We start from the raw sequence: 25,985 nt of genomic DNA on the forward strand, positions 1-25,985 counted from the left end.
GCAACCCAACGGGTCACGGAGAGGTAACACCGGTGTCGGGTGTACGCCGACGTCCGAATTCCGTCACCCCGACGGGCCGTCAGGTGGCGGTGCGGCGGAGTGACGGAGATCATGGGGGGATGACCGACCGGGTCCGCCTGACCGAGTACGCGCGTGGTGGCGGCTGCGCCTGCAAGATCCCGCCGGGTGAGCTGGAGGCGATGGTCGCCGGCCTCGGACCGGCCACCGGCACCGCCGAACTGCTGGTCGGCCTGGACCACGGCGACGACGCCGCGGTGGTCCGGCTGGACGCGCGGACCGGCGTGGTCACCACCGCCGACTTCTTCACCCCGGTCGTCGACGACGCCTACGACTGGGGGCGCATCGCCGCCGCGAACGCCCTGTCCGACGTGTACGCCATGGGCGGCACCCCGCTGGTCGCCATCAACCTGCTCTGCTGGCCCCGGGACACCCTCCCGCTGGAGCTGGCCCGGGAGGTGCTGCGCGGCGGGCAGGACGTGGCCCGGGAGGCCGGCTGCCACCTGGCCGGCGGGCACAGCGTCGACGACGACGGCCCGAAGTACGGGCTGGCGGTGACCGGGCTGGTCCGCCCCGACGAGTTGATCACCCTGGACGCCGGGCGGGCCGGGCTGCCGCTGTCGCTGACCAAGCCGCTCGGCGTCGGGGTGCTGAACACCAGGCACAAGGCCACCGGCGAGGTCTCCGCCGAGGCGGTGGCGTCGATGACCACGCTCAACCGGGACGCGGCGCGCGCCGCCGTCGCGGCCGGTATCCGCTGCGGCACCGACGTGACCGGTTTCGGGCTGCTCGGGCACGCCTCCAAGCTGGCCCGCGCCAGTGGCCTGACGGTGGCCATCGACGCGGCCCGGGTGCCCTACCTGCCCGGTGCCCGCCAGGCGGTGCGCGACGGGCACGTCAGCGGCGGCACCCGACGCAACCTGGACTGGGTCAGCCCGTGGACTGGTTTCGGATCGACGGGTGAGGCCGACCGGCTGCTGCTGGCCGACGCGCAGACCTCCGGCGGCCTGCTGCTGGCCGGCGAGGTGCCCGGTGGCACGGTGATCGGCGAGCTGCTGCCCCGGGGGGAGTCGATGGTCGTCGTCCGCTGACGTGCCGGCCATCCGGCACCCGCCCCGGGGCGGGTGCCGGATGGCCCGGACCGGCGGCGCGGATGACGGCGGCGGCGGGGCACCGTACCCGATAAACTGTCATTTTCCTGCTACTCGGCGCAGCGGAGCGTCAGGAAATTTTGCCCGGAATGGTCACAGACCGGTAACTTGTCCCCGGCTGAGGTCATATGCCCCCCACCATCGTCATTAAGGCCCGATCCGGAGGCCGGTGGGACGAACGCAGCGAGGAGGCGGCATGACCGAGCTGTGGAACTGGAGAATCGACGGGGTCGCACCCGACGAGGTGTACCCGGCGCTGGCCGAGGCCCTCGGTCGGGTGGTGATGCCCCTGGCCGTGGCGGACCCGGCCCGGCTGCCCACGTACGCGGTGATCTGCGACGTCTGGGAGGCCCCGGGGGAGTTCGGGACGATCGTCGACTGCTACGGCGTACCCGAGTCGTTGCACGAGTTGAGCGCGGTCGCCGCGCTGGCCCGGCTGCTCGACCGGGACTGCCTGCTGGCCGACGACACCCTCGATGCCGGCCGGCACCTGCTGGTCGCCCCGGACGGCACGATCCGCCCGGTGCACTTCGAGATCACCGAGACCGACGACGGCGAGGTGCTCTCCGAGCGCCGGCTCTGCACCCTGGCGCACCCGGGCTGCCGGGGCTGGTCGCGGTGCTGCCGGTCGCGCTGGGAACCGGACTCGGTCAACCCGGCCCTCGCCGCCGCCTGACCGCCCGGCCCGGCCCACGCCGCGGTCCGATCCGACCCGGCCCCGCCGCGGTCCGGTCCGGGCCGGTGAGCCGCGGTCAGGGGGCGGTCGGGCGGGTGCTGCGGACCTGCAACTGGTCCAGCAGGGTCGCAGTGGCGGCGGCCACCGCCTGCACCGCCGCGTCGAACGCCGCCGCGTTGTGTGCCGCCGGGGCCCGGAAACCGGACACCTTCCGCACGTACTGCAACGCCGCCGCCTCGATGTCGGCGGGGGTGACCGTCGGGACGTACGGCTCGCGCAGGGTCTTGATGCTCCGGCACATGGTTCCTCCTCGTCGGGGTCTTCCCGGTCGGCCCGGGTCGGTCGGCCCGGATACGCTGTGCACGTCATGACTACCGCAGCCGCGGGCAGCCCGCGCACCTACCAGGTGCGCACGTACGGCTGCCAGATGAACGTGCACGACTCCGAGCGCATCTCCGGCCTGCTCGAACAGGCCGGTTACGTGCGGCTCGCCGAGGCCGACGACAACCCGGACGTGGTGGTGTTCAACACCTGCGCCGTCCGGGAGAACGCCGACAACCGGCTCTACGGCAACCTCGGTCACCTGCGCCCCGTGAAGGACAGGCACCCCGGGATGCAGATCGCCGTCGGCGGTTGCCTGGCCCAGAAGGACCGCGGCGACATCGTCCGCAAGGCCCCCTGGGTGGACGTGGTCTTCGGCACGCACAACATCGGCTCGCTGCCGGTGCTGCTGGAACGGGCCCGGCACAACACCGCCGCCGAGGTGGAGATCCTCGAATCCCTCGACGTCTTCCCGTCCACCCTGCCGACCCGGCGCGAGTCGACGTACGCCGGCTGGGTGTCGATCTCGGTGGGCTGCAACAACACCTGCACGTTCTGCATCGTGCCCTCGCTGCGCGGTAAGGAGAAGGACCGCCGCCCCGGTGACGTCCTCGCCGAGGTGCGCGCGCTGGTCGCCGAGGGCGTGCTGGAGGTGACCCTGCTCGGGCAGAACGTCAACTCCTACGGCGTCGAGTTCGGCGACCGGTACGCCTTCGGCAAGCTGCTGCGCGCGACAGGCGAGATCGACGGGTTGGAACGGGTGCGGTTCACCAGCCCGCACCCGAAGGACTTCACCGACGACGTGATCGCCGCGATGGCCGAGACCCCGAACGTCTGCCACTCGCTGCACATGCCGTTGCAGTCCGGCTCGGACGACGTGCTGAAGGCGATGCGCCGGTCGTACCGGTCGGAGAAGTACCTCGGCATCATCGAGAAGGTCCGCGCGGCGATGCCCGACGCGGCGATCACCACCGACATCATCGTCGGCTTCCCCGGCGAGACGGAGGCGGACTTCGAGCGCACCCTCGACGTGGTCCGCGCGGCCCGGTTCTCGTCGGCGTTCACCTTCCAGTACTCCAAGCGCCCCGGCACCCCGGCCGCGACCATGGACGGCCAACTGCCCAAGCAGGTCGTGCAGGAACGCTACGAGCGGCTGATCGCCTGCGTCGAGGAGATCACCTGGGCGGAGAACAAGCGTCTGGTCGGCGAGACCGTCGAGGTGCTGGTCGCCGTCGGCGAGGGACGCAAGGACGACCGCACCGGCCGGCTCTCCGGCCGGGCCCGCGACGGCCGCCTGGTGCACTTCGCCACCGGCGCGCCCGGTGAGCCGGGCGCGGCCGGCACCGTCCGGCCGGGCGACATCGTGCACACCACCGTCACCTACGCCGCCCCGCACCACCTCAACGCCGACGGCGCGCCGCTGGCACACCGCCGCACCCGGGCCGGGGACGCCGCCGAGGCGGGCCGTGCCCCGCGTACCCCCGGGGTGTTGCTCGGGTTGCCCACGGTCGGTGCGCCGGCCGCGCCGCCCGCGCCGACGGCCGGCTGCGCCGCGCACTGACGCCCCGGCCGGGGCCCGCCACGCCGCGGACCCCGACCGGTGCCCGGTCAGACCGAGATCCGGCCCGCGCCGGCACCCGCCGTCACGATGGACTTCACGCTGCTTGCGTTGTCCAGGGTGTACGGGTACGGGATGCCGGCGACGCTGCCGCCGGTCTGCCCGGCAGGCGAGTTGACGAAGTGGTTGTTGCGGGCCACCAGGCTCCCCGGCCCGGAGTCGGCCTCGCCGAGGTGGTAGGTGTCCTTGACGTTCTCGAAGTAGTTGCCCTCGACGAGCACCCCGGCGCTCATCGTGGACGCCACGCCGTAGCCGGCGTTGTTGTAGTAGTAGTTGTTGTAGACGTGCACCGGGTTGCCGAAACGGACCCGGGGGTTGCGCTGCTTGCTGCCGTCGTACCAGTTGTGGTGGTAGGTCACCCGCAGGTGGCCGATGTCCTGGCCGCCGTTGTCGTCGCTGTGCCCGAGCAGCATCGTCTTGTCGTGGCTGTAGACCCGGTTCCAGGAGACGGTGACGAAGTCGGAGCCGCGCTTGATGTCGACGGTGCCGTCGTAGCCGTTGCTGAACGTGTTGTGGTCGATCCAGATGTTGGTGGCCGAACTCTCCACGTTGACCGCGTCGTCGCTCCAGTTGCGGAACGTCAGGTTGCGGATGATCACGTTGCGGTCGCCGTTGACGGTGAACCCGCAGCCGACGATGGTCGCCCCGGCGTTGCCGAGCACCGTCTTGTTGGAGCGGACCCGCAGCATGCCCGAGCAGTTAATGGTGCCGGAGACCCGGATCACCGCCGCACCCGTGGCGTTCAACGCGCTGGTCAGCGCCGAAGCGGTGGAGACGGTCGTCGCGCCGGCGCTGCCGCCGCCGGTGGTGCCGCCGTTCTGGGTAGCCCAGCCGACCAGGCCGGTCTGCGGCACGCTGGGCGGCGGGGTGGTCGCCGGGGGCGTCATCGGCGGGGGTGTGGCCGACGGCGGGGTGGTCGGCGCACCGGTGGGGGCGGTGCTTCCGGTGCAGGTCACCCCGTTGACGGTGAAGCTGGTCGGCGTCGGGTTGCTGGAGTTGTTCCAGGTGCCGTTGAAGCCGAACGAGACGCTGCCGCCGGTCGGCACGCTCCCGTTGTAGCCCACATTGGTGGCGGTCACCGTGCTGCCGCTCTGGGCCACGGTGGCGTTCCAAGCGTCACTGACCGTCTGGCCGGCCGAGTACGACCAGCGCAGGCTCCAGCCCGACAGCGGGTCGCCGAGGTTGGTGATGGTGATGTTGCCGGTGAATCCGCCCTGCCACTGCCCGCCGACGGTGTAGCTGACCGCGCAGCCGGGGGCGGCGTGGGCGGCGACGGCGGTGAGCGTGCCGGTGGCGAGCAGGGCGACGGTGGTGGCGGCGATCAGCGTCGTACGACGCCGAGGTGTGCGCATGCTGCGTCCCTTTCGGGTGGGACAGGCGGCCGTCGACGGGGGAGCCGCCGGTGGTTGCCGCGCCCGTGGGCACCGGTGACTCGCCGCGTTCGCCGATCGGCCCCTGCCGGGGGTCAGGTCGGTACGAGGTGGCTCCCGTGTGGTGCGCCCGCGGCCCGGACAAGCGCTTTCCCGAGCAAAGCATAGACAGTGGCGGATGTAAATCGGCATGCCGGCCACCTCCCGGCAGTGCCGCAACGGCCGGCGGGCCGCCGGTCGACGGACGTGTCGACAGGCGGCCCGCCGGGTGTGGACATGCTCAGCTCAGCAGGCGGTGCCCTTGAGCTTCACCGAGGCCGGGGCGGCGGCCGTACCGTTGGCGGTGAAGCCCACGGTGATCGACGCGCCTGCCGCCAGCGATGGCGCGTAGTTCGGCCCGGCGGCGGTCACCGTCGTGCCGGACTGGGTGACCGTGGCGTTCCAGCCGTTGACCAGGGTCACCCCGGCCGGCCAGGTCCAGGTCACCGACCACGGGTTCACCGCCGACGAACTGGTGTTCTTGACGGTCAGCTCACCCTGGAAGCCACCCTGCCAGGCGTTGACCTGCTTGTAGGTGGCGGTGCAGCCACCCGCCGGCGGGGGCGTGGTGGTGGGCGGCGGGGGCGTGGTGGTGGGCGGCGGCGGGGTCGTGGTCGGCGGCACCGGGGTGGTGGTCGGCGGCTTCGGCGTCGGGGTGCCCGTCGGGTCGGCCCCACCGGCCACCGGCGGGATCAGGTACGGCTGGAGGATCGCCTGCTTGGCGGTGTTGATGTTGGTCCAGTCGTCGAGCGCGATGCCACCCGTGTCACCCGAGTTGGGGTTCCACGACCAGTAGGTGAAGGACATCCCGTTGACGCCGGTGCCGGTGTAGGCCATCAGCTTCTCCAGCCACACCTTGTCCCGGGGGTCGGCCAGGGTGCTGCCGAACTCGCCCATCATGATCGGGGCGATGTTCTGCTTGTAGAGGTAACCCCAGTAGCGGTCCCAGACCGCCGGCAGGTTCGCCGGGAAGTCGGCCGCCTTGAACCACTCCTGCTCGTAGACGCTGGTGGCGTACTCGTGCGGCGAGTAGACCAGCCGGTTCGCCACGTTCAGCCGGACCGGGAACTGCCCGGCCTTGGACAGGTTGCCACCCCACCAGCCGCAGTCCTCGTCGTTGCTGGTGTCGTTGTCCCAGACGTTCGACAGACCGCCGCTGGGGCAGCTCACCCCCTCCACGAAGATCAGCCAGTTCGGCTGCACCCCGAGGATGGCGTTACCGGCCCGCTCGGCGGCCAGCCGCCAGTCCCGGGTGGTGTCGCCGCAGCCCCAGCAGGCGCCGGTCGCGGCCGGGTTGGTGCCTTCGGCGTGCGGCTCGTTGTGCAGGTCCGCGCCGATCACCGTGGTGTTGCCGGCGTACCGCTGGGCCAGCATCTTCCAGTCGGCGAGCCAGGTCGCCTCGGAGACCGTCGGGGTGTACCAGAGCGGCGACTGACCGGCCGACGTCGGCCGGTGCCGGTCCAGGATGACCCGCATGCCCTTGCTGCCGGCGTAGTCGATCACCTTGTCGAGGATCTGCAACGGGGAGAGCCCGACCAGGTCCGGGTTGACGAAGTCGTTGATCCCGGTGGCGGTCGCGCCCGGCTTCACCGAGTCGTTCGAGTACGGGATGCGCAGCGTGTTGTAGCCCAGGCTGGCCATCTTGTCGAGCTGCCCACGCCACGGGTTGTTCGACCACAGGCCGTGGAACGTGCGGTTGTCGGTCTCCATGCCGAACCAGTTGATGCCGGTCAGCCGTACCGTCGCGCCGGTGCTGTCGACGATCTTGTTGCCGTTGGTGTGCAGGTAGCCGGTGCCGGTGCCGCCGACGGCGGCGGCGGCCGGGGTGGTGCCGACGGCGGCGGCGACGAACACGCCTGCCGCAGCGGTGGCGAGCGCGGTGAGCGCGGCGCCGAGAATGCGAGGTCGGTACATGCGGGCTCCACTTCGGATGCCCGGCGTCGCGAGGCGACGCGGGCGGAAAACCGGGGGGAAAGCCGGCCGCCGCCGTCCGTCCCGCTCGTTACGGGATACGCGGACAGTGCGCGACGTGCCGGGTCACGTGGACACGGCCACTCGCTGCGGTGCACCGGCGACTCCCGACGACGGTGTCCGTCGTCGGTGCCCTCGCGCCGGTGGGATCGACCTGGCTCTGCCGCCCATTCTGATCAGCCGGTCTCGATGCGTCAACCGCAGGTCGCGGCGGCCCCGCCGGAAGGGTCGTTCCGGCTGGTCACCGGTGTGCCCGGGATGCTCCCCGCACGGGCCCCGCCGGGTGGTCCGCTCGGCGACCAGGGCGGACACGCGTGAGCCCCCGGTCCCTTCACCCGGGACCGGGGGCTCATGTATGTCTATCCAACCGGCGTGTCCGTCCAACCGGCGTGTCCACCCAACCGGGGCGGAGGACGGCCGGTCGGGGTCAGCCGGCCTGTTCGGCGAGCTGGAGGAACTGCCGCTTGGAGGCGAGCGCCTGCTCGGCCTCCTTGACCCGGCGGGCGTCCCCGGCGGCCTGGGCGCGGGCGAGCCGCTCCTCGGCCTCGGCGACCTGCGCCCGCATCTGGGCGAGCAGCGGGTTGTCCTCCTTGGTGGTCCGCCGCCAGGCCGAGTCCATCACCTCGCGGACCTTGTCGTCGATGGCCCGCAGCCGCCGCTCCAGGCCGGCGGCGGCCTCCCGGGGCACCCGGCCCGCCTCGTGCCACTGGGCCTGGATATCGCGCAGCTTCGCCTGGGCGCCCTTCGGGTCGCCGTCGACGTCGAGCGCCTCGGCCTCGGCCAGCAGCGCCTGCTTGCGCTCCAGGTTGGCCCGCTGCTCGTTGTCCCGGGCCGAGAAGACCTCACTGCGCCGGCTGAAGAACGCGTCCTGGGCGGCGCGGAACCGTTCCCAGAGCTTCTGCTCCGACTCCTTGGAGGCGCGCGGGGCGGCCTTCCACTGGTTCATCAGCTCCTTGAGCTGGTTGGCGGTGGCCGCCCAGTCGGTGGAGTCGGAGAGCTTCTCGGCCTCGGCGACCAGCTCCTCCTTGACCGTGTGCGCCTGCTTGCGCTGCTGGTCGAGGGAGGCGAAGTGGGCGCCCCGACGCCTGGTGAAGCCGTCCCGGGCGGCGGCGAACCGCTTCCACAGCTCACCGTCGGCCTTCTTGTCGACCCCCCGGATGGTCTTCCACTCGTCGAGGATCTCCTTGAGCCGGTCACCGGCCGTCTTCCAGCCGGTCGACTCGGCGGCCAGCTTCTCGGCCTCCTCGACCAGGGCGGTCTTACGGGCGAGCGCCTCGCCCCGGGCGGCCTCCCGGGCGGCACGGGCCTCGCCGGCCTTCTCCTCGGCGAGCACGGCGAGCTTGTCCAGGCGCGCGGCGAGGGCGTCGATGTCCCCCACGACGTGGGCCTCGGCCAGCGAGGCGCGGATCCGCCGTACGGTGCTCAGCGAACCTCCCGCGTCGGCGGCGCCCGAGTTGAGCCGGGCCTCGGTGAGGTCCACCTCGGTGACCAGGTCGGCGAAGCGGCGGGCGAAGTGGGCCAGGCCCTCCTCGGGCGCGCCCGCCTGCCAGGATCCGACCACCCGCTCGCCCTCGCTGGTCTTCACGTACACGGTGCCGTCCGCGTCCACCCGTCCGAAGGCAGTCCAGTCGCTCATGTGCCCATCCTCGTTCTCCCGGCGTCGTCGGGAAACCCCCCGCGATCGCCGCCACGGCGCAGCCAACTTGCTCCCGGCATTGTCACAGGTCCGCCCCCGTCCGCGTCGAGCGCCTGTCTCTGACCGTGACCATACGGTGTCCTAGCACCCACACACAGGCTCCGTGGGGCGAGTGTCGCAATCCGCCGTACGGTGTACGGTAGGCCGTACACCGACATTGCCGCCCGTGCCCCGGGCGGGCGAGGAGGAGCAGGATGACGCAGTCCCACACCCGGATGACGCCCCCGGCCGACCCCGGGTTCGTGCCCGACGCCGCCGATCTCGCCGAGCTGGACGAGTGGTTCCGCCGGTACGACGCCCTGGCCGAGGCGGGCGACGTGACCGGCACCGCCGACCTGGCGATGTTCCCGCTCAACACGGTCACCGACGACGCGGCCGGCGAGGGTTCGGCCCGCCAGCTCGACCGGGCGGCCTACCTGGAGATGATGGGCGGCGTCCTCGGCGGCGGAGGCGACCTGCAGATGGAGAGCCGCCGCACGCCCTACTTCCTCACCCGCAGCCTGGCCGTGGTGCTCACCGAGGCCGAGTTCACCCTCGACGGCCAACGCCAGCGGGTGCGCTACGCCGACCTGCTGGTCCGCACCGGCGGGCAGTGGCGGTTCCAGACCATGGTCCAGGGCGGCTGGGGCGGCCAGACCGGCTGACCGCCCCCGCCACCCGGTCCGGCTGACCACATGGCCGATGGCCCCGGGGCAGCAGGGCCGCAGGGCCTGTGCGCCCGGGGCCGGGCGGCGGGGTGGGCGGAGCGGGCGGTGCCCGGCCGTTACCGTTGCCTGGTGCCACTGCTCGCCGCCGCCGTCTGCCCGCACCCGCCGCTGATCGTCCCCGAGTTGGCCGGGGCCGCTGCGCCCGAGCTGGCGGAGCTGCGTGACGCCTGCGCCGCCGCCGTCGCCGCCCTCTATGCGGCCGGGGCGGACACCGTCGTGCTGGTCGGTGCCGGTGAGCGCACCACCGAACTGGCGCTGCCCCGCCGGGGCAGCTTCGCCCCCTGGGGTCTGCCCCTCACGGTCGGTCTCGCAACGGCCGGCGTCGAGCCGGTGCCTCCGTCGGCCGGCGTCGAACCGGTGCCTCCGTCGGCCGACGACGAGCCGGTGTCGCCGTCGGCCGACGACGAGGGGCTGCCGTTGAGTCTGCTGGTCGGGGCCTGGCTGGTCGACCGGACCGCCCCGCCGACCCCGACCGCCTGGCGGCTGGTGAGCGTCGCGTCGGACGAGCCGGCCGACCGGTGCGCCACCCTCGGCGCCGGGCTGCGGGTGGACGGGCCGTGGGCCCTGCTGGTGCTCGGTGACGGGTCGGCCTGCCACGGCCCGAAAGCGCCAGGCTACGACGATCCGCGCGCCGGGGCGTACGACGAGGGGGTCGCCCGTGCCCTGGCCGACGCGGACGCCGACGCGCTGCTCGGTCTGGACCGGGGGCTGTCGGCGCGGCTGGGGGTCGCCGGTCGGCCGGCCTGGCAGGTGCTGGCCGGGGCGGTCCGCGCGGCCGGCGGCGACTGGCACGGCGAACTGCGTCACCACGGCGTCCCCTACGGTGTCGGCTACCTGGTGGCCTCCTGGACGCGGACGGACCCGCCCGGCCCGGACGGGACACCGGTGGGCGATGCCGGGACGGCGGCGGGTGACGCCGGGACGGCGGCGGGCGGTGTGACGCGGTGAGCGGCACGGTCGTCGCCGTGGTGGGCCCGACCGCGGCGGGCAAGTCGGCGCTGAGCATCGCCCTGGCACACGCCCTCGACGGTGAGGTGGTCAACGCCGACTCGATGCAGCTCTACCGGGGCATGGACATCGGCACCGCCAAGCTCACCCCCGCCGAGCGCGACGGGGTGCCGCACCACCTGCTGGACATCTGGCCGGTCACCGAGCCGGCCAGCGTCGCCGAATACCAGCGGCTGGCCCGCGCGGCGGTCGACGACATCCTGGCCCGGGGGCGGGTGCCGCTGCTCGTCGGCGGCTCCGGCCTGTACGTGCGGGCGGTGCTCGAACAGTTCGAGTTCCCCGGCACCGACCCGGCGGTACGCGAACGGCTGGAGGCGGAACTGGCGCAGCTCGGCCCGGCCCCGCTGTACGCCCGGCTGGCCGGGGCCGACCCGGTGGCGGCGGCGGGCATCCTGCCCGGCAACGGTCGACGCATCGTCCGGGCGCTGGAGGTGATCGAGCTGACCGGTGCGCCGTTCACCGCCTCGCTGCCCGACCCGACCCCGTACTACCCGGCGGTGCAGCTCGGCGTCGACCTCGACACCGTGCTGCTCGACGAGCGGATCGCGGTGCGGGTCGACCGGATGTGGGCCGACGGACTGGTCGCCGAGGTACGCGCGCTGCGTGGGCAGGGCCTGGCCGACGGCCGGACGGCCAGCCGGGCGCTCGGCTACCAGCAGGTGCTGCGGTTCCTGGCCGGGGAGACCGACGAGGCGCAGGCACGGGAGGAGACGATCCGGGCCACCCGCCGGTTCGTCCGACGGCAACGCTCCTGGTTCCGCCGTGACCAGCGCATCCACTGGCTGGACCCGACCGAACCGACGGTTGTCGAGACTGCCCTGCGGGTGGTCGCCGGGCATCGGCGATGATGGGGGCGTGGAGTTCACCAAGGGCCACGGCACCGGCAACGACTTCGTCGTCCTGCCCGATCCGGACGGCACCCTCGACCTGACCCCCGGCCTGGTCGCCGCGCTCTGCGACCGGCGGCGCGGCCTCGGCGGCGACGGCGTGCTGCGGGTCGTCCGCGCGGCGAAACACCCCGACGGGGTCGCCCTCGCCGGTGAAGCCGAGTGGTTCATGGACTACTGGAACTCCGACGGCTCGTTCGCCGAGATGTGCGGCAACGGGTCCCGGGTCTTCGTCCGCTACCTGCTGGCGACCGGGCTGGCCACCCCCACCGGCGCAACCCTGCCGGTGGCGACCCGCGCCGGCCTGGTGCGGGCCCGGGTCGACGGCGACACCATCGCCGTCGAGATGCGCCGCCCCCGGCTGTACGACGCCTCCCACGCCGTCCTCGGCGGGCTGACCCTGCCCGGTACGGCGGTGGACGTCGGCAACCCGCACCTGGTCTGCGCCCTGCCGGCCGGAATCGAGCTGGCCGACCTGGACCTGACCCGCGCGCCCGAATTCGACCCCCGGGTCTTCCCGCACGGGGTGAACGTCGAGTTCACCGCCCCCGCCGACCCGGTCGACGGCACCGACGGCCACATCCTGATGCGGGTCTACGAGCGCGGCTCGGCCGAGACCCTGTCCTGCGGCACCGGCGCCTGCGCGGTCGCCGCCGTGGCGCTGAGCGACGCCACCCTGGACACCGGCGTCGTGGCGGTGGACGTCCCCGGTGGCCGGCTCACGGTCACGGTCACCGCCGACTCCTGCTGGCTCGCCGGCCCCGCCGTCCTCGTCGCCACCGGCACCCTCACCCTCACCTGACCGCTACCCCCCGCCCCACCCGCGCTCCGCCTCGCCCCGCTCCGCCACCCCGCCGCACCCCGCTGCGTCGCCCCGCCTCGCTCCGCCCCGCTCCGCCCCGCCTCGTTGATCAAGAGGTTTGCGTCAGAATCGGCGTGGCGGATGACGCAAACCTCTTGATCACCAGGCCCTGACGGGGTGGCGCGCGGTGACCAAGAGGTTTGCGTCATCGAGTGCCGGTCGGGGTGACGCAAACTTCTTGATCACCGGGGCCAGCGGGGCCGGGGCCAGCGGGGCCGGGGCCAGGCAGGCCGGGGTCAGCGGGGCCGGGGCTAGCCAGGCCGGGGCCCGCCGAAGCCGGGGCGAGCCCGGCCGGGGCTGGGTCGGCTGGCGGGAGGCGGGGCTTTGAGGGGGAAGGGGTCAGGGGGTGGCGCTGGCGGTGGCGGCGATCTCGGGGAGGTCGGCAGGGCCCGGGTCGGCGGCCGGCGGCGGGGTGACGGCCGGGTTCTGGGCGGCGGCCCGGACGGCGGCGGCGACCGCCGGGGCGACCCGGGAGTCGAAGACGCTCGGCACGATGACCGTCGGGTTGATCTTGTCCTCGCCGACCACGTCGGCGATGGCGCGGGCCGCCGCGATCGCCATCTCCTCGGTGAACTCCTCGGCGTGCGCGTCGAGCATGCCGCGGAACACCCCCGGGAAGGCGAGCACGTTGTTGATCTGGTTCGGCTGGTCCGAGCGACCGGTGGCGACGATCGCGGCGTGCTTGCGGGCCTCCCGGGGGTCGACCTCCGGGTCGGGGTTGGCCAGCGCGAAGACGATCGCGTCCTTGGCCATGGTGGCGATGTCGTCACCGGTGAGCAGGTTGGGGGCGCTCACCCCGATGAAGACGTCGGCGTCCCGGACCGCGCCGGCCAGGTCGCCGGAGTAGTTGTCCCGGTTGGTGTTCTCGGCCAGCCACTGCCAGGCCGGGTTGAGGTCGGGCAGGTCGCGGTGCAGGGCGCCCTGCCGGTCGTACGCGATGATGTCGCCGACGCCCTGGCGCAGCAGCAGCTTCATGATCGCGGTGCCGGCCGCGCCGGCCCCGGAGACGACCACCCGGACGTCGGCGAGCTGCTTGCCGACGACGCGCAGCGCGTTGGTCAGCGCGGCCAGCACGCAGATCGCGGTGCCGTGCTGGTCGTCGTGGAAGACCGGGATGTCGAGGGCCTCGCGCAGCCGGGCCTCGATCTCGAAGCAGCGCGGCGCGGCGATGTCCTCCAGGTTGATCCCGCCGTACGCGGGGGCGATGGCCTTGACGATCGCCACGATCTCGTCGGTGTCCTGGGTGTCGAGGACCACCGGCCAGGCGTCCACCCCGCCGAACCGCTTGAACAGCGCCGCCTTGCCCTCCATCACCGGCAGCGACGCCGCCGGGCCGAGGTTGCCCAGGCCGAGCACGGCCGAGCCGTCGCTGACCACGGCGACCGTGTTGCGCTTGATGGTGAGCCGGCGGGCGTCGGCCGGGTTGTCGGCGATCGCCTGGCAGACCCGGGCCACCCCCGGGGTGTACGCCCGGGACAGCTCGTCACGGGTCCGCAGCCCGACCTTGGAGTGCACCTCGATCTTGCCGCCGAGGTGCAGCAGGAACGTCCGGTCGGAGACCTTGCGCACGTCCACCCCGTCGAGCGCGGTGAGCGCCTCGACGACCTGGTCGGCGTGGCCGGCGTCGGCGGTGTCGCAGGTGAGGTCCACGATCACGTTGGTCGGGTCGGAGTCGACCACGTCCAGCGCGGTGACGATCGCACCGGCCTCGCCGACCGACGTGGTCAGCCGGCCGATCGAGGAGGCGTCCGCGGGGACCGCGATCCGGATCGTGATCGAGAATCCGGCACTCGGCAGTCGGGTGATGGCCACGGAAATACCTCCGTCGTCGCTGGCGGCTCGTCAGCATTTCTACTCGCCCACCGGGCCACGGCGGCAGCCGCCCCCGCGTTCGGCGACCTCCACCACGGGCATATAGCAGTCGCGCTCGGCGTTGACCCATGTCAGGATTACTTGGTACATGCACAGAACGGACAGGAGTCGCAGCTTGCGAGACCAGGAGACCCACACCCCCTACTCGGACGACGACCTCGACGCCACGACCGGTGAGTACGAGCTGTCGGAGCGGCAGGCGTTGCGGCGGGTCCCCGGCCTCTCCACCGAGCTGACCGACATCACCGAGGTCGAGTACCGCCAGCTCCGGCTGGAGCGGGTCGTCCTCGTCGGCGTCTGGACCGAGGGCACCCAGCGCGACGCCGACAATTCGCTGACCGAGCTGGCCGCCTTGGCCGAGACCGCCGGTTCACAGGTGCTCGAAGGGCTCATCCAGCGCCGCAGCCGCCCCGACCCGGCCACCTACGTCGGCCGGGGCAAGGTCGACGATCTCAGCGCGGCGGTGCTCTCCACCGGGGCCGACACGGTGATCTGCGACGGTGAGCTGTCCCCGTCCCAGCTGCGTAACCTGGAACAGCGCACCAAGGTCAAGGTCGTCGACCGCACCGCGCTGATCCTCGACATCTTCGCCCAGCACGCCAAGAGCAAGGAGGGCAAGGCGCAGGTCGAGCTGGCCCAGCTCGAATACCTGCTGCCCCGGCTGCGTGGTTGGGGCGAGACGCTCTCCCGGCAGACCGGTGGTTCCGGGCGGGGTGGCGGCGCCGGCGGCGGCGTGGGCCTGCGTGGCCCGGGTGAGACCAAGCTGGAGACCGACCGGCGGCGCATCCGGCACCGCATCGCCCGGCTGCGCCGCGAGATCAAGGCCATGCGCACGGTACGCCAGACCAAGCGCGCCCGCCGTTCCCGTAACGCGGTGCCGGCCGTGGCCATCGCCGGTTACACCAACGCCGGCAAGTCGAGCCTGCTCAACCGGCTCACCGGTGCGGGCGTGCTGGTGGAGAACGCGCTCTTCGCCACCCTGGACCCGACCACCCGGCGGGCCACCACCTCGGACGGGCGGGTCTACACGCTCTCCGACACGGTGGGCTTCGTTCGGCACCTGCCGCACCAGATCGTCGAGGCGTTCCGCTCGACGCTGGAGGAGGTCGCCGAGGCCGATCTGGTGGTGCACGTGGTCGACGGCACCCACCCCGACCCCGAGGAGCAGGTCCGCGCCGTGCGCGAGGTGCTCTCCGAGGTCGGTGCCGACCGGCTGCCCGAGCTGCTGGTGGTCAACAAGACCGACGCCGCCGACGAGGAGACCCTGCTGCGGCTCAAGCGGCTCTGGCCGGACGCGGTCTTCGTCTCCGCGCACAACGGGCGTGGCATCGACGGGCTGCGTGAGGTGATCGAGCAGCGGCTGCCCCGCCCGGCCGTGGAGGTCCGCGCGGTGCTGCCGTACGACCGGGGTGACCTGGTGGCCCGGCTGCACCGGCAGGGCGAGGTGCTCAGCACCTCCCACCTGCCCGAGGGCACGCTCCTGCACGTCCGGGTGGGCGAGGCGCTGGCCGCCGAGCTGATGCCGTTCGTGGCGGCGGGTGACCCGGCGGTGGCCGGCAGTCGGTGAGCGCTCCGGTGTGACCTGAGGTTCATCGCGGCATGCGACACTGACGCCATGCGCCGCGCTGTCTCCTCGGTCACGGTTGCCCTCGCCCTGTTCGGCGCGGCCGTGGCACCCGCTGCTGCCGCCGGGGCGGCACCGGTCTCCTCCGTCCCCGCCGGGGTGGCCCCGCCCGTCACCGGCGCGGGGCCGCTGGCCGTCGGGGCGGGTCCGCTCGCGGCGGCGGCAGGCAAGAAGAAGTGCACGATCACCGACGAGCGGCTGCGTGAGCTGTCCGGTCTGGTCGCCACGAAGACCGGCTACATCGTGATCAACGACGGCACCCTCCAGGAGAGCCGCAAGCGGGTCTTCTTCCTGGACACCAAGTGCAAGATCGCCAAGGAGCCGGTGAAGTACTCCGGTGACGGCCCCTTCGACACCGAGGACCTGGCCCTCTCGCCCGACGGCAAGACCCTCTGGATCGCCGACACCGGCGACAACGTCACCAGCAGGGAACGGCGTACCCGGGTCGCGGTCTGGACGATGCCGGTCAGCGGGTCGAAGCAGCCGGTGCTGCACCGGCTGTCGTACCCGGAACGCAAGCCGCACGACGCCGAGGCGCTGCTGATCGGCGCGGACGGCCTGCCCCTGGTGATCACCAAGGTGCCCAGCGGCAAGGCGGAGATCTTCACCCCGGAGGCCAAGCTCGACCCCGACGGCAACACCGAGCCGGTGCCGATGAAGAAGGTCGGCGAGATCACCCTGCCCAAGACCACCACCGACAACCCGCTGAACATCATCGGCCGGGTGGCGATCACCGGGGCGGCCCGATCGCCCGACGGCAGCCGGGTGGTGTTGCGCACCTACGCCGACGCCTTCGAGTACGACGTCAGCGGTGACGACATCGTCGCCGCCCTGACCACCGGCAAGCCCCGGGTCACCCCGCTGGCCGACCCGTTCGGCGAGGCCATCTCGTACACCCCCGACGGCACCGGGTTCGTCACCGTCTCCGACGGCGGGGAACTCGCCGCGGAGGACCCGATCGACATCCTCGGCTACACGCCGTCGACCAAGGGCGCCGAGACGATCGAGGGCGCGGCGGGGGCCAAGCCGGCGGCCGAGAGGTCCTGGTACGACGATCTCAGCCTGGACCAGATCACCTATCTGATCGGTGCGGTCGGCGTGATCGGCGCGCTCCTGGTCGGGGCCGGCATCGTCGGGATCGTCCGGTCCCGGCGGCGGGCCGCCGCGGCCGGCGACGACCCCGACGACCCCGACGACGACGTGTTCACCTCCGGCTCGGTCTCCCGGGCCGAGGGGCCCTCGGCCGGCGATGGTCCCCCTGCTGCCGAGCCGGTCGCGAACCGGCCGCGCGGCGGCGGTGTCTACGGTGCTCCGGCGGCGGCCGGCGGCGCGGCTGCCCGCCCGGCCGGCGGCGCGGTCTACGGCGGTGGCCGGCCCCCGGCCGGGGCCGGTGCGGTTCCCGCCGGCAGTCCGGGCGGTGGTCCGCCACCGTCCGGCGGCCGTCCGGCGGGTGGCGGTGTGTACGGCGGCGGTCGTCCCGCCGGTGGTGGGGTCTACGGTGCCGCCCCGGCGGGCGGTCCGGCGGGCAACGGCGCGGGTCCGCGCGGCGGTGCGCCCCACGGTGCCCCGGCCGGCGGCGCGTCCCGGGGCGGCCCGCCCGCCGCGGACCCGCGCGGCGGTGCTCCCGCCGGTGGGCGCGGGGGCGTCCCGGCCGGTGGGCGCGGCGGTGCTCCCGCCGGCGGCCGTGGTGCTCCTCCGGGAGCACGTGGCGGTGCCCCGGTGGACGGGCGCGGCACGCCGCCTGGTGGTCGTGGTGGCACGCCGCCGGATGGACGCGGCGCTGCCCCGGCCGGTGGCCGTGGCGGCGTCCCGGCCGGTGGGCGCGGTGGTGCCCCGGCCGATGGTCGAGGTGGTCCGCCCGCTGGTGGCCGTGGCGCTGCCCCGGCCGGTGGTCGTGGCGGTCCGCCCGCCGGTGGACGTGACGGTGCTCGGGGCGGTCCGCCCGCTGGTGGCCGTGGTGCCGATCCGGCGGGTGGGCGTGGTGGTGCCCCGGCCGGTGGCCGGGGTGGCGCGCCCGCTGGCGGTCGTGGTGGCGGTGTCTACGGCGGTGGGCGGGCAGAGCCGCCGCGCCGGGATGCTGCCGGCGCCCGGGAGCCGCGCTCCGGCCCGCACCGCGACGGTCACGACGACCGGCGCGGCGGCCAGTACGGCCCACCGCCCGGCCGCAGCGGCGAGCGCTACTGACGCTGCGGCGGACCTCCCGCCGACACCTGACCGGCCGCCCTCCCCGGGGAAGGACGGCCAGTCAGGGTACGGGTCAGATCCGGCGGAGCACGGCGACGACCCGACCCATGATGGTGGCGTCGTCACCCGGGATCGGATCGAAGGCCGGGTTCTGCGGCATCAGCCAGACGTGGCCGTCGCGCCGCCGGTAGGTCTTGACGGTCGCCTCGCCGTCGAGCATGGCGGCCACGATGTCACCGGCCTCGGCGATCGGCTGCTGCCGGACGACGACCCAGTCGCCGTCGCAGATCGCAGCGTCGAGCATCGAGTCGCCCTTGACCTGGAGCATGAAGACCTCGCCCTCACCCACCAACTCGCGGGGGAGCGGGAAGACGTCCTCCACCGCCTGCTCGGCGAGGATCGGCCCGCCGGCGGCGATCCGGCCCAGCATCGGCACGTACGCCGGGGTGGGGCGCTGGGCGCGGCTCAGCTCGTCGTCGGCGTCCCCGCCGGGGGCGCGCACGTCCACCGCGCGGGGCCGGTTGGGGTCGCGCCGCAGGAAGCCCTTCTTCTCCAGCTCCTTGAGCTGGTAGGCGACGCTCGACGGGGAGACCAGGCCGACGGCCTCACCGATCTCGCGGACGCTCGGCGGGTAGCCGTGCCGCTCCACCCAGCTGCGGATGAACTCCAGGATGCGGCGCTGCCGGGCGGTCAGGTCGACGGCGGTCGGGTCGGGGAAGCCGCTGACCACCGGCGTGACCGGGCGGACGGCCGGTTGCCCGGTGCGGCTGCGGGCGGCGCGGGGACGCCGACTGGCCGGGGAACCCGCCTCGGCGATCGGCTGCGGGTTCTTCTGCCGGCTGGCCCGGTCCTCGGTCACGTCCGTCCTCCCTGGTCGGCGCTGGGTGCCTTGGCGGCTCGTGGTGCGTGCGGGGGTGTCGCGGTGCCGGACCGACGTGGTGCGCCGTGCCCGGTCGTTCATGACCGTATAGGTGAGATCGGTCATTTTCAAACATCTGTACGACGCAACTCGGCGTGTCGGGTGGAAATCCTGGCCTTTCGTACGCCTGTTCTGGTAGATGGTACGTCCCCGTCGGGTCGGCGTCCGGCGGGTTGTCGGCCGGGTCGCGTCCTCCGTCCGGGGGGCCTGTCCGGGCGGCCGGTAACCTCCCGTGGGCCCCGTCGGTTGCACCCAGCGTGTCCCCGGGGCGACGGGTCGCCGCCGGTGGTCGGAGGTGACGCGCCGGACACGCCGGCAACTTGACCCGACCCCCTCGGCGGCCTACGGTCGACCCCTAGATGTAGTAGTCACATGGGCGTAAGTTGCCCACAGGTTGGGTTCGACTACCCACCGCACTCCCGTATCGTCGACCACGGCGACGGCCGGCGAAGCCGGCTCCGCCGGGCCGACGCGTGCCCGGAGGCGGGCGGGCGGGCCCCGGTCGATCAAGGAGGTCAGGCGATGCGGTGTCCGTACTGCCGGCACGCCGACTCCCGGGTGGTCGACTCGCGTGAGGCCGACGACGGTCAGCTCATCCGGCGGCGGCGTTCCTGCCCGGAGTGCGGCAAGCGGTTCACCACCGTCGAGGAGGCCGTGCTCGCGGTGGTCAAGCGCAGCGGCGTGACCGAGCCGTTCAGCCGGACCAAGATCATCGGTGGGGTGCGCAAGGCGTGCCAGGGGCGGCCGGTCGACGAGGACTCCATCGCCCTGCTGGCCCAGAAGGTCGAGGAGACCGTCCGGGCCAAGGGCGCAGCCGAGTTGCCGAGCCACGACGTGGGACTGGCGATCCTGGGCCCGCTGCGCGACCTGGACGAGGTGGCCTACCTGCGCTTCGCCAGCGTCTACCGCTCGTTCGACTCGCTTGCCGACTTCGAACGCGAGATCGAGACGCTGCGGGCCGCCGCACAGGCCCGCGCCGACGCGGCCGGGGCCGCCGACCGTACCGACTGACTCTTTTCCGACAGCAACGACCTGGATTCTGACAGTGACGACGCGTGGCGGGTGGCCGCGCAGACGAGGGGGCCGATGAGATGGCGGGGGACGGCGTGACAACAAGCCGGTCGCGGGCGGCGAAGAACGGCGCGGTGACGGGCCTCAAGGTGCAGCGGGTCTGGACGACCGAGGGCGTGCACCCGTACGACGAGGTGGCGTGGGAGCGCCGCGACGTCGTCATGACCAACTGGCGGGACGGCTCGATCAACTTCGAGCAGCGCGGGGTGGAGTTCCCCGAGTCGTGGAGCGTCAACGCGGCGAACATCGTCACCACCAAGTACTTCCGGGGCGCGGTGGGCACCCCGGAGCGGGAGTGGTCGCTGCGGCAGCTCATCGACCGGGTCGTCCAGACCTACCGGGCCGCCGGTGAGCAGCACGGCTACTTCGCCAACCCGGCCGACGCGGAGGTCTTCGCGCACGAGCTGACCTGGATGCTGCTGCACCAGGTGTTCAGCTTCAACTCGCCGGTCTGGTTCAACGTCGGCACCCCGTCGCCGGCCCAGGTGAGCGCGTGCTTCATCCTCGCCGTCGACGACTCGATGGACTCCATCCTGGACTGGTACAAGGAGGAGGGGCTGATCTTCAAGGGTGGCTCCGGCTCCGGGGTCAACCTGTCCCGTATCCGGTCCTCCCGGGAACTGCTCTCCTCCGGCGGCACCGCCTCCGGCCCGGTCAGCTTCATGCGCGGCGCGGACGCCAGCGCCGGGACGATCAAGTCCGGCGGGGCCACCCGGCGCGCGGCCAAGATGGTCATCCTCGACGTCGACCACCCGGACATCGAGGAGTTCGTCACCACCAAGGCGCGCGAGGAGGACAAGATCCGCGCGCTGCGGGACGCCGGTTTCGACATGGACCTCGGCGGCAACGACATCGTCAGCGTCCAGTACCAGAACGCCAACAACTCCGTCCGGGTCTCCGACGAGTTCATGACGGCGGTGGAGAACGGTGGCGGCTTCGACCTGCGGGGCCGCCTCGACGGGCAGACCATCGAGACCATCGACGCGCAGAAGCTGTTCCGCACCATCGCCCAGGCCGCCTGGGAGTGCGCCGACCCGGGCCTGCAGTACGACGACACCATCAACGACTGGCACACCTGCCCGGAGACCGGCCGGATCACCGCGTCGAACCCGTGCTCGGAGTACCTGCACCTGGACAACTCCTCGTGCAACCTGGCCTCGCTCAACCTGATGAAGTTCCTCCGCGCCGACGGCGGCTTCGAGGTGGAGAAGTTCGTCAGGTCGGTCGAGTTCGTCATCACCGCGATGGACATCTCGATCTGCTTCGCCGACTTCCCCACCGAGAAGATCGGTGAGACCACCCGTGCCTACCGGCAGCTCGGCATCGGCTACGCCAACCTCGGCGCGCTGCTGATGGCCTCCGGCCTGCCGTACGACTCGGAGCAGGGCCGGTCGGTGGCGGCGGCGATCACCTCGCTGATGACCGGTACCGCGTACCGCCGTTCGGCCGAGCTGGCCGGCATCGTCGGCGCGTACGACGGCTACGCCCGTAACGCCGAGCCGCACAAGCGGGTCATGCGCAAGCACGCGGCCGCCAACGACGCCATCAAGCCGGCCGGCACCGTGGCCACCGCGATCCAGCGCGAGGCCACCCGGCAGTGGACCGAGGGCAACAAGGTCGGCGACCGCAACGGCTGGCGCAACGCGCAGGCCAGCGTGCTCGCCCCGACCGGCACCATCGGCCTGATGATGGACTGCGACACCACGGGCGTCGAGCCCGACCTGGCGCTGGTGAAGTTCAAGAAGCTGGTCGGCGGCGGCTCGATGCAGATCGTCAACCAGACCGTGCCGCGCGCCCTGCGCAGCCTCGGCTACCCCGAGGAGCAGGTCGAGGCGATCGTCGAGCACATCGCCGACCACGGACACGTGGTGGACGCCCCCGGCCTCAAGCCGGAGCACTACCCGGTCTTCGACTGCGCGATGGGCGAGCGGTCGATCGCCCCGATGGGGCACGTGCGGATGATGGCGGCCGTCCAGCCGTTCATCTCCGGGGCCATCTCTAAGACGGTCAACATGCCGGAGCAGGCCACCGTCGCCGACGTCGAGAAGATCTACTTCGAGGGCTGGAAGCTCGGCCTCAAGGCGCTGGCGATCTACCGGGACAACTGCAAGGTGGGCCAGCCGCTGTCGGTGGCCAAGCCCAACAAGGGCGCGGCCGAGACGGCGGCTCCGGCCGCCGAGGTCGAGAAGGCCGTGGAGAAGGTCGTCGAGTACCGCCCGGTGCGCAAGCGGCTGCCGAAGAAGCGCCCCTCGCAGACGGTCTCCTTCTCGGTCGGCGGCGCGGAGGGCTACCTCACCGCCTCGTCCTACCCGGACGACGGCCTCGGCGAGGTCTTCCTCAAGATGTCCAAGCAGGGCTCCACCCTGGCCGGGGTGATGGACGCCTTCTCGGTGGCGATCTCCATCGGCCTGCAGTACGGCGTCCCGCTGGAGACGTACGTCAGCAAGTTCACCAACATGCGCTTCGAGCCGGCGGGCATGACCGACGACCCGGACGTGCGGATGGCCGCCTCGGTGATGGACTACATCTTCCGTCGCCTGGCGCTGGACTTCCTGCCCTACGAGCGCCGTGCCGAGCTGGGCATCTTCACCGCCAAGGAGCGGGCCGCGCAGTTGCGGGCCGAGGCCGACGCGGAGGCCGCCGGCACGGACCTGACGGCGATGGCATCCTCCGCCCCGGTCGAGGCGACCGAGCCGAAGACCGGACCGGTGGCCCAGCCGGCCCAGGAGCTGGCCGGGGTGGCCGCGGTCAAGCCGGCGCCCGCCGTGGGCTCCTCCACCGAGCTGCTGGAGGCCGTGATCGGCAAGGCCGCCGACGCGCCGCTCTGCTTCACCTGCGGTACGAAGATGCGCCCGGCAGGTAGCTGCTACGTCTGCGAGGGCTGCGGCTCCACCAGCGGTTGCAGCTGACGTACGCGTCACACGGAGGGCCGGCATCCGACAGGGTGCCGGCCCTCCCGCGTCCCGTCCCCGTGACCGACCCCGGTGGGGCGAGGTAGCGGCATCGGTCCTACCCGGACACCGCCACCTCGCTCCCGTTGCGCGGATCACGCCGACGGCAGCGCACCGGGGGCCACGCCGCAGGGGCGCGGCGGGGATGATCGGGGCATGACCACCGCCGACCGGTACGTCGAGTTCGCCACCCGGGAGGCCCACGGCGTCTCCCCGGCCTACGAACGGCTGGCCCACGCGGTCGCCCGCGACGACGAACTGCTCGCCCTGCTGGACGGCCTGCCGCCGGCCAAGCGGCAGCCGCAACTGCTCCTCGGCGTGGTCCGCTGGCTCGGTGGGCCGGTCGACGAGCCGGCCGCCTTCCGCGCCCACACCAAGGCGCACTGGGCGGTCGTCCGGGCCGCGATGCTCACCCGGGCGGTGCAGACCAACGAGGCCGGCCGCTGCGCGGCGCTGCTGCCGGTGCTGGCCGCCCTGCCGCAGCCGCTGGCGCTGCTGGAGGTCGGGGCGTCCGCCGGCCTCTGCCTCTACCCCGACCGGTACGCCTACCGCTACGGCGACCACCTGCTCGGGGCAGGGGAGGCGGTCCTCGACTGCACGCTGACCGGGACCGGGCCGCCGACCACCCGCCCCGAGGTGGTGTGGCGGGCCGGCCTCGACCTGAACCCGCTCGACGTCACCGACCCGGCCGACGTGGGCTGGCTCGACGCGCTGATCTGGCCGGAGCACACCCATCGAAGGGCCCGGCTGCGGGCGGCAGCGGCGGTGGCCGCCGCCGACCCACCGGAACTGGTCCGGGGCGACCTGGTGGACGACCTGCCGGCGCTGGCCGCGCGGGCACCGGCCGGTGCGACGCTGGTGGTCCTGCACACCTCCGTGCTCTACCAGGTGCCGCCGCCGCGCCGGGAGGCCTTCGTCGCGCTGGTCCGCGCCCTGCCCGGTCACTGGGTGTCCGCCGAGGCGGCCGACGTGCTCGGCTGGGACGTGGACGCGCTGCCGGCCCCGCCCGACGGGACGCTGCACAACGTGCTCGCCCTCGACGGGACGCCGTTGGCCTGGATGCGCTCGCACGGCCAGGAGGCGCACTGGTTCGGCTGACCCCGGGTGACCGGCTCGGTCCGGTGGGGACGTGAGGCGGGCCATGACGTTCCGTGAGTGTCACGGGACTGCGGATGACATCGATCATCACTAGGCTGGGGTGCCGACGACTCCGGTGAGGTGTCATGGCGAAGCCGTCGCTGCCCCGTCCGGCCCTGCTCAGCCGTGCCCGGTCGACCCCGACGGTCCGGTGGCTCGCCGCCGGCGTCGCCCCGCTCGGCTGGGGTCTGCTGGTCGGCTGGTGGACCCCGCGTGGTCCCGGCACCAATACCGAGGCCGTGACGTCGATCCTGGTCAGTCTCGCGGTAGGTGGGCTCGCCGGCTGGGCGGGCCGGTCCCGTGGGGCGATGTTCGCGGCTCCGGTGCTCTTCGCGCTCGCCGTCGAGCTGGTCCGCTGGCCGCTACGGGGGCCGACCGTGGACGCCCCGCACCTGAGCGGTTTCGGTGTCGGAGCGCTGCTGCTGGGCCGGGGCGTACACGGATTGCTGTCCCTGCTGCCGTTGCTGGTCGGCGCGGCGTACGGCGCGGGCCTGGCGCGACGGGCCGCCCCGACGGCGGGCCGCCGTCCGGTGTGGACCTGGCTGGGGCGGGCCGGGGTGGGCCTGCTCACCGCGTTGGTCGCCCTGGTGACGGTCGCAGTGGCGCTGCCGGCCGCAACGGCCGCCGTACCGGGTGGGATCGCCGAGCTGACCACGGTGCGCGGCGGCGGCGACCGGGAGCTGGGGGTGCTGCTGCGGGGCGCCGACCGGCGGGCCCCGGTGCTGCTCTTCCTGCCCGGTGGGCCGGGCAGCTCCGAGGTGGGGGCGGTCCGCCGGCACCTCGCCGGGCTGGAACGGCAGTTCGTGGTGGCTACCGTGGACCGGCGGGGCGCGGCACGGTCGTGGGCGGCGTTCCCGCCCTCCTCGTCGTTGACCCTCGACAGCGAGGTCGCCGATCTGCTCGCCGTCGCCGACCGGCTGCGGCAGCGCTTCGGCCGACCGGACGTCTACCTGGTGGCGCACTCCGGGGGGACGCTGGTCGCCGCCGTCGCCGTGCAGCGCCGGCCGGAGCTGTTCCGGGCGTACGTCGGGGTCGGGCAGGCGGTCGACCTGCGGGACGCCGACCGCAGTCAGTACACCGACACCGTCGCCTGGGCAGGCCGTACCGGCCGGGCCGATCTGGTGCGGCAGTTGACCGGGCTGGGGCCGCCGCCGTATCCGGACATGTACCACTACGAGCCGCTGCTGGCCAACGAGGCCGCCGCCTTCGACTTCGACCGCACCGGCAACCACGAGGGCCGGGGCGGGACGGGAGAGAACCTCGGCGTCGCCGAGTACACCCTGCTGGAGAAGGCGCACGTGCTCGGCGGCGGTCTGGATGGCTGGGACGTGCTCTACCCGAAGGTCCAGCAGGTCGACCTGCGTGTCCGGGTGAGGCGGCTCGCGGTGCCCGTCTACCTGGTCGACGGCGCGCACGAGGTGCCGGGCCGGTTGACCCTGACCCGCCAGTGGTACGCCCAACTCGATGCCCCGCACAAGGAGCACGTGGTGCTCGACGACGCCGGACACCGGTCGCTCTACCAACGGCCCGGCCCCTTCGTCGACCTGCTGACCCGGGTCCGCGCCGAGACCGCCGGCCCGGGGCAGTGAGCCCGCCGGGTCCGTAGACTCCTCGTGGTGAGTGGCGAACGACGTCCGCTGGCGGACCGGCCGCTGACCGAGCCGCACCCGTCCCGGCTGCCGCCGGAGCACCCCGACCGGGCACGGATCCTGGCCGCACACGCCGCTGCGCTCGCCGCCGGGGACGCCGGCTATCCCGACCCGGCCACCGGCCTGTTCGTCCTCACCGCCGGCTTTCTGGCCCGGCGTGGCACCTGCTGCGGGCGGGGCTGTCGGCACTGCCCGTACGTCGACGACTAATTCGGCGGCCCCGGCTGCCCCGCCCACCTAGATTGGGGCGGACC

General features: G+C 73.2%; 19 protein-coding genes and 1 pseudogene. 14 read left to right on the forward strand and 6 right to left on the reverse strand.

Features of this window, described 5'->3' with window-relative positions; translation table 11 throughout:
- The first annotated feature begins 119 nt into the window (after nucleotides 1-119).
- Nucleotides 120-1,109 carry a selenide, water dikinase SelD gene (gene selD, locus JQX11_RS05870; protein WP_204923944.1) on the forward strand — a complete coding sequence of 330 codons (990 nt, stop codon included), beginning with the start codon at nucleotides 120-122 and terminating at the stop codon, nucleotides 1,107-1,109.
- Between the two features lie 256 nt (nucleotides 1,110-1,365).
- Nucleotides 1,366-1,845, forward strand: coding sequence for a hypothetical protein (locus JQX11_RS05875; RefSeq protein WP_204923945.1), 480 nt, complete (start codon nucleotides 1,366-1,368; stop codon nucleotides 1,843-1,845).
- Between the two features lie 76 nt (nucleotides 1,846-1,921).
- Here JQX11_RS05875 and JQX11_RS05880 read toward each other — a convergent pair whose 3' ends face one another.
- Entirely contained in the window at nucleotides 1,922-2,146 is a 225-nt protein-coding gene (locus JQX11_RS05880; RefSeq protein WP_204923946.1) for a DUF2277 family protein, read from the reverse strand.
- Nucleotides 2,147-2,212: 66 nt separating this feature from the next.
- Here JQX11_RS05880 and miaB point away from each other — a divergent pair, with 66 nt between their 5' ends.
- Nucleotides 2,213-3,727 (forward strand): tRNA (N6-isopentenyl adenosine(37)-C2)-methylthiotransferase MiaB, encoded by a 1,515-nt coding sequence (gene miaB, locus JQX11_RS05885; protein WP_204923947.1) that lies wholly within the window; start codon nucleotides 2,213-2,215, stop codon nucleotides 3,725-3,727.
- 47 nt (nucleotides 3,728-3,774) lie between these two features.
- Here the strand turns inward: miaB and JQX11_RS05890 are convergent, their stop codons facing one another.
- The 3 genes from JQX11_RS05890 to JQX11_RS05900 form a co-directional block, all read right to left on the reverse strand.
- On the reverse strand, nucleotides 3,775-5,136 hold the full coding sequence (locus JQX11_RS05890; protein WP_204923948.1) for a pectate lyase family protein: 1,362 nt from the start codon (nucleotides 5,134-5,136) through the stop codon (nucleotides 3,775-3,777).
- A gap of 303 nt (nucleotides 5,137-5,439) precedes the next feature.
- Nucleotides 5,440-7,107 carry a cellulase family glycosylhydrolase gene (locus JQX11_RS05895; protein WP_204923949.1) on the reverse strand — a complete coding sequence of 556 codons (1,668 nt, stop codon included), beginning with the start codon at nucleotides 7,105-7,107 and terminating at the stop codon, nucleotides 5,440-5,442.
- Nucleotides 7,108-7,591: 484 nt separating this feature from the next.
- On the reverse strand, nucleotides 7,592-8,800 hold the full coding sequence (locus tag JQX11_RS05900; RefSeq protein ID WP_204923950.1) for a DUF349 domain-containing protein: 1,209 nt from the start codon (nucleotides 8,798-8,800) through the stop codon (nucleotides 7,592-7,594).
- A gap of 254 nt (nucleotides 8,801-9,054) precedes the next feature.
- Here JQX11_RS05900 and JQX11_RS05905 point away from each other — a divergent pair, with 254 nt between their 5' ends.
- The 4 genes from JQX11_RS05905 to dapF all read left to right on the forward strand — a co-directional run bounded on the left by JQX11_RS05905 (nucleotide 9,055) and on the right by dapF (nucleotide 12,264).
- Entirely contained in the window at nucleotides 9,055-9,504 is a 450-nt protein-coding gene (locus JQX11_RS05905; RefSeq protein ID WP_232377255.1) for a hypothetical protein, read from the forward strand.
- 132 nt (nucleotides 9,505-9,636) lie between these two features.
- A complete protein-coding gene (locus JQX11_RS05910; protein WP_307826083.1) occupies nucleotides 9,637-10,515 on the forward strand; it encodes a class III extradiol ring-cleavage dioxygenase family protein in 879 nt (292 codons plus the stop codon).
- Entirely contained in the window at nucleotides 10,512-11,423 is a 912-nt protein-coding gene (gene miaA, locus JQX11_RS05915; protein ID WP_204923951.1) for a tRNA (adenosine(37)-N6)-dimethylallyltransferase MiaA, read from the forward strand. The genes JQX11_RS05910 and miaA overlap by 4 nt, the downstream gene beginning before the upstream one ends.
- Nucleotides 11,424-11,430: 7 nt before the next feature.
- The gene (gene dapF, locus JQX11_RS05920; RefSeq protein ID WP_204923952.1) at nucleotides 11,431-12,264 is read left to right on the forward strand and encodes a diaminopimelate epimerase; all 834 of its coding nucleotides are present in this window, start codon (nucleotides 11,431-11,433) and stop codon (nucleotides 12,262-12,264) included.
- A gap of 399 nt (nucleotides 12,265-12,663) precedes the next feature.
- Here the strand turns inward: dapF and JQX11_RS05925 are convergent, their stop codons facing one another.
- On the reverse strand, nucleotides 12,664-14,136 hold the full coding sequence (locus JQX11_RS05925; protein ID WP_204923953.1) for an NAD-dependent malic enzyme: 1,473 nt from the start codon (nucleotides 14,134-14,136) through the stop codon (nucleotides 12,664-12,666).
- 175 nt (nucleotides 14,137-14,311) lie between these two features.
- Here JQX11_RS05925 and hflX point away from each other — a divergent pair, with 175 nt between their 5' ends.
- On the forward strand, nucleotides 14,312-15,763 hold the full coding sequence (gene hflX, locus JQX11_RS05930) for a GTPase HflX (protein WP_204923954.1): 1,452 nt from the start codon (nucleotides 14,312-14,314) through the stop codon (nucleotides 15,761-15,763).
- 48 nt (nucleotides 15,764-15,811) lie between these two features.
- A pseudogene (locus JQX11_RS05935) lies at nucleotides 15,812-17,692 on the forward strand (hypothetical protein); the annotation flags it as partial.
- Nucleotides 17,693-18,077: 385 nt separating this feature from the next.
- Here the strand turns inward: JQX11_RS05935 and lexA are convergent.
- The gene (lexA, locus tag JQX11_RS05940; RefSeq protein ID WP_088646445.1) at nucleotides 18,078-18,863 is read right to left on the reverse strand and encodes a transcriptional repressor LexA; all 786 of its coding nucleotides are present in this window, start codon (nucleotides 18,861-18,863) and stop codon (nucleotides 18,078-18,080) included.
- Between the two features lie 582 nt (nucleotides 18,864-19,445).
- On the opposite strand from lexA, the gene nrdR reads away from it, so the two are divergent.
- From nrdR to JQX11_RS05965, 5 genes are all read left to right on the forward strand, one after another.
- Nucleotides 19,446-19,934 carry a transcriptional regulator NrdR gene (gene nrdR / locus JQX11_RS05945; RefSeq protein WP_204923955.1) on the forward strand — a complete coding sequence of 163 codons (489 nt, stop codon included), beginning with the start codon at nucleotides 19,446-19,448 and terminating at the stop codon, nucleotides 19,932-19,934.
- An 80-nt stretch (nucleotides 19,935-20,014) separates the two neighbouring features.
- The gene (locus tag JQX11_RS05950; protein ID WP_204923956.1) at nucleotides 20,015-22,903 is read left to right on the forward strand and encodes a vitamin B12-dependent ribonucleotide reductase; all 2,889 of its coding nucleotides are present in this window, start codon (nucleotides 20,015-20,017) and stop codon (nucleotides 22,901-22,903) included.
- A gap of 198 nt (nucleotides 22,904-23,101) precedes the next feature.
- Nucleotides 23,102-24,043, forward strand: coding sequence for a DUF2332 domain-containing protein (locus JQX11_RS05955; RefSeq protein WP_204923957.1), 942 nt, complete (start codon nucleotides 23,102-23,104; stop codon nucleotides 24,041-24,043).
- 125 nt (nucleotides 24,044-24,168) lie between these two features.
- Complete coding sequence (locus JQX11_RS05960) at nucleotides 24,169-25,671, forward strand: alpha/beta fold hydrolase (RefSeq protein ID WP_204923958.1); 1,503 nt, start codon at nucleotides 24,169-24,171, stop codon at nucleotides 25,669-25,671.
- A 27-nt stretch (nucleotides 25,672-25,698) separates the two neighbouring features.
- Nucleotides 25,699-25,941, forward strand: a complete 243-nt coding sequence (locus JQX11_RS05965) for a DUF5522 domain-containing protein (protein ID WP_204923959.1) — start codon at nucleotides 25,699-25,701, stop codon at nucleotides 25,939-25,941.
- Nucleotides 25,942-25,985 lie beyond the last annotated feature (44 nt).

This window comes from Micromonospora humida (assembly GCF_016901255.1).
Lineage (GTDB): Bacteria > Actinomycetota > Actinomycetes > Mycobacteriales > Micromonosporaceae > Micromonospora > Micromonospora wenchangensis.

Coding starts and splice junctions, on each gene's coding strand:
- JQX11_RS05955 (WP_204923957.1), top strand. CDS start 23,102: ATGACCACCGCCGACCGGTACGTCGAGTTCGCCACCCGGGAGGCCCAC.
- miaB (WP_204923947.1), top strand. CDS start 2,213: ATGACTACCGCAGCCGCGGGCAGCCCGCGCACCTACCAGGTGCGCACG.
- nrdR (WP_204923955.1), top strand. CDS start 19,446: ATGCGGTGTCCGTACTGCCGGCACGCCGACTCCCGGGTGGTCGACTCG.
- JQX11_RS05895 (WP_204923949.1), bottom strand. CDS start 7,107: ATGTACCGACCTCGCATTCTCGGCGCCGCGCTCACCGCGCTCGCCACC.
- JQX11_RS05880 (WP_204923946.1), bottom strand. CDS start 2,146: ATGTGCCGGAGCATCAAGACCCTGCGCGAGCCGTACGTCCCGACGGTC.
- JQX11_RS05900 (WP_204923950.1), bottom strand. CDS start 8,800: ATGAGCGACTGGACTGCCTTCGGACGGGTGGACGCGGACGGCACCGTG.
- JQX11_RS05875 (WP_204923945.1), top strand. CDS start 1,366: ATGACCGAGCTGTGGAACTGGAGAATCGACGGGGTCGCACCCGACGAG.
- JQX11_RS05890 (WP_204923948.1), bottom strand. CDS start 5,136: ATGCGCACACCTCGGCGTCGTACGACGCTGATCGCCGCCACCACCGTC.
- JQX11_RS05950 (WP_204923956.1), top strand. CDS start 20,015: ATGGCGGGGGACGGCGTGACAACAAGCCGGTCGCGGGCGGCGAAGAAC.
- JQX11_RS05960 (WP_204923958.1), top strand. CDS start 24,169: ATGGCGAAGCCGTCGCTGCCCCGTCCGGCCCTGCTCAGCCGTGCCCGG.
- selD (WP_204923944.1), top strand. CDS start 120: ATGACCGACCGGGTCCGCCTGACCGAGTACGCGCGTGGTGGCGGCTGC.
- JQX11_RS05905 (WP_232377255.1), top strand. CDS start 9,055: ATGACGCAGTCCCACACCCGGATGACGCCCCCGGCCGACCCCGGGTTC.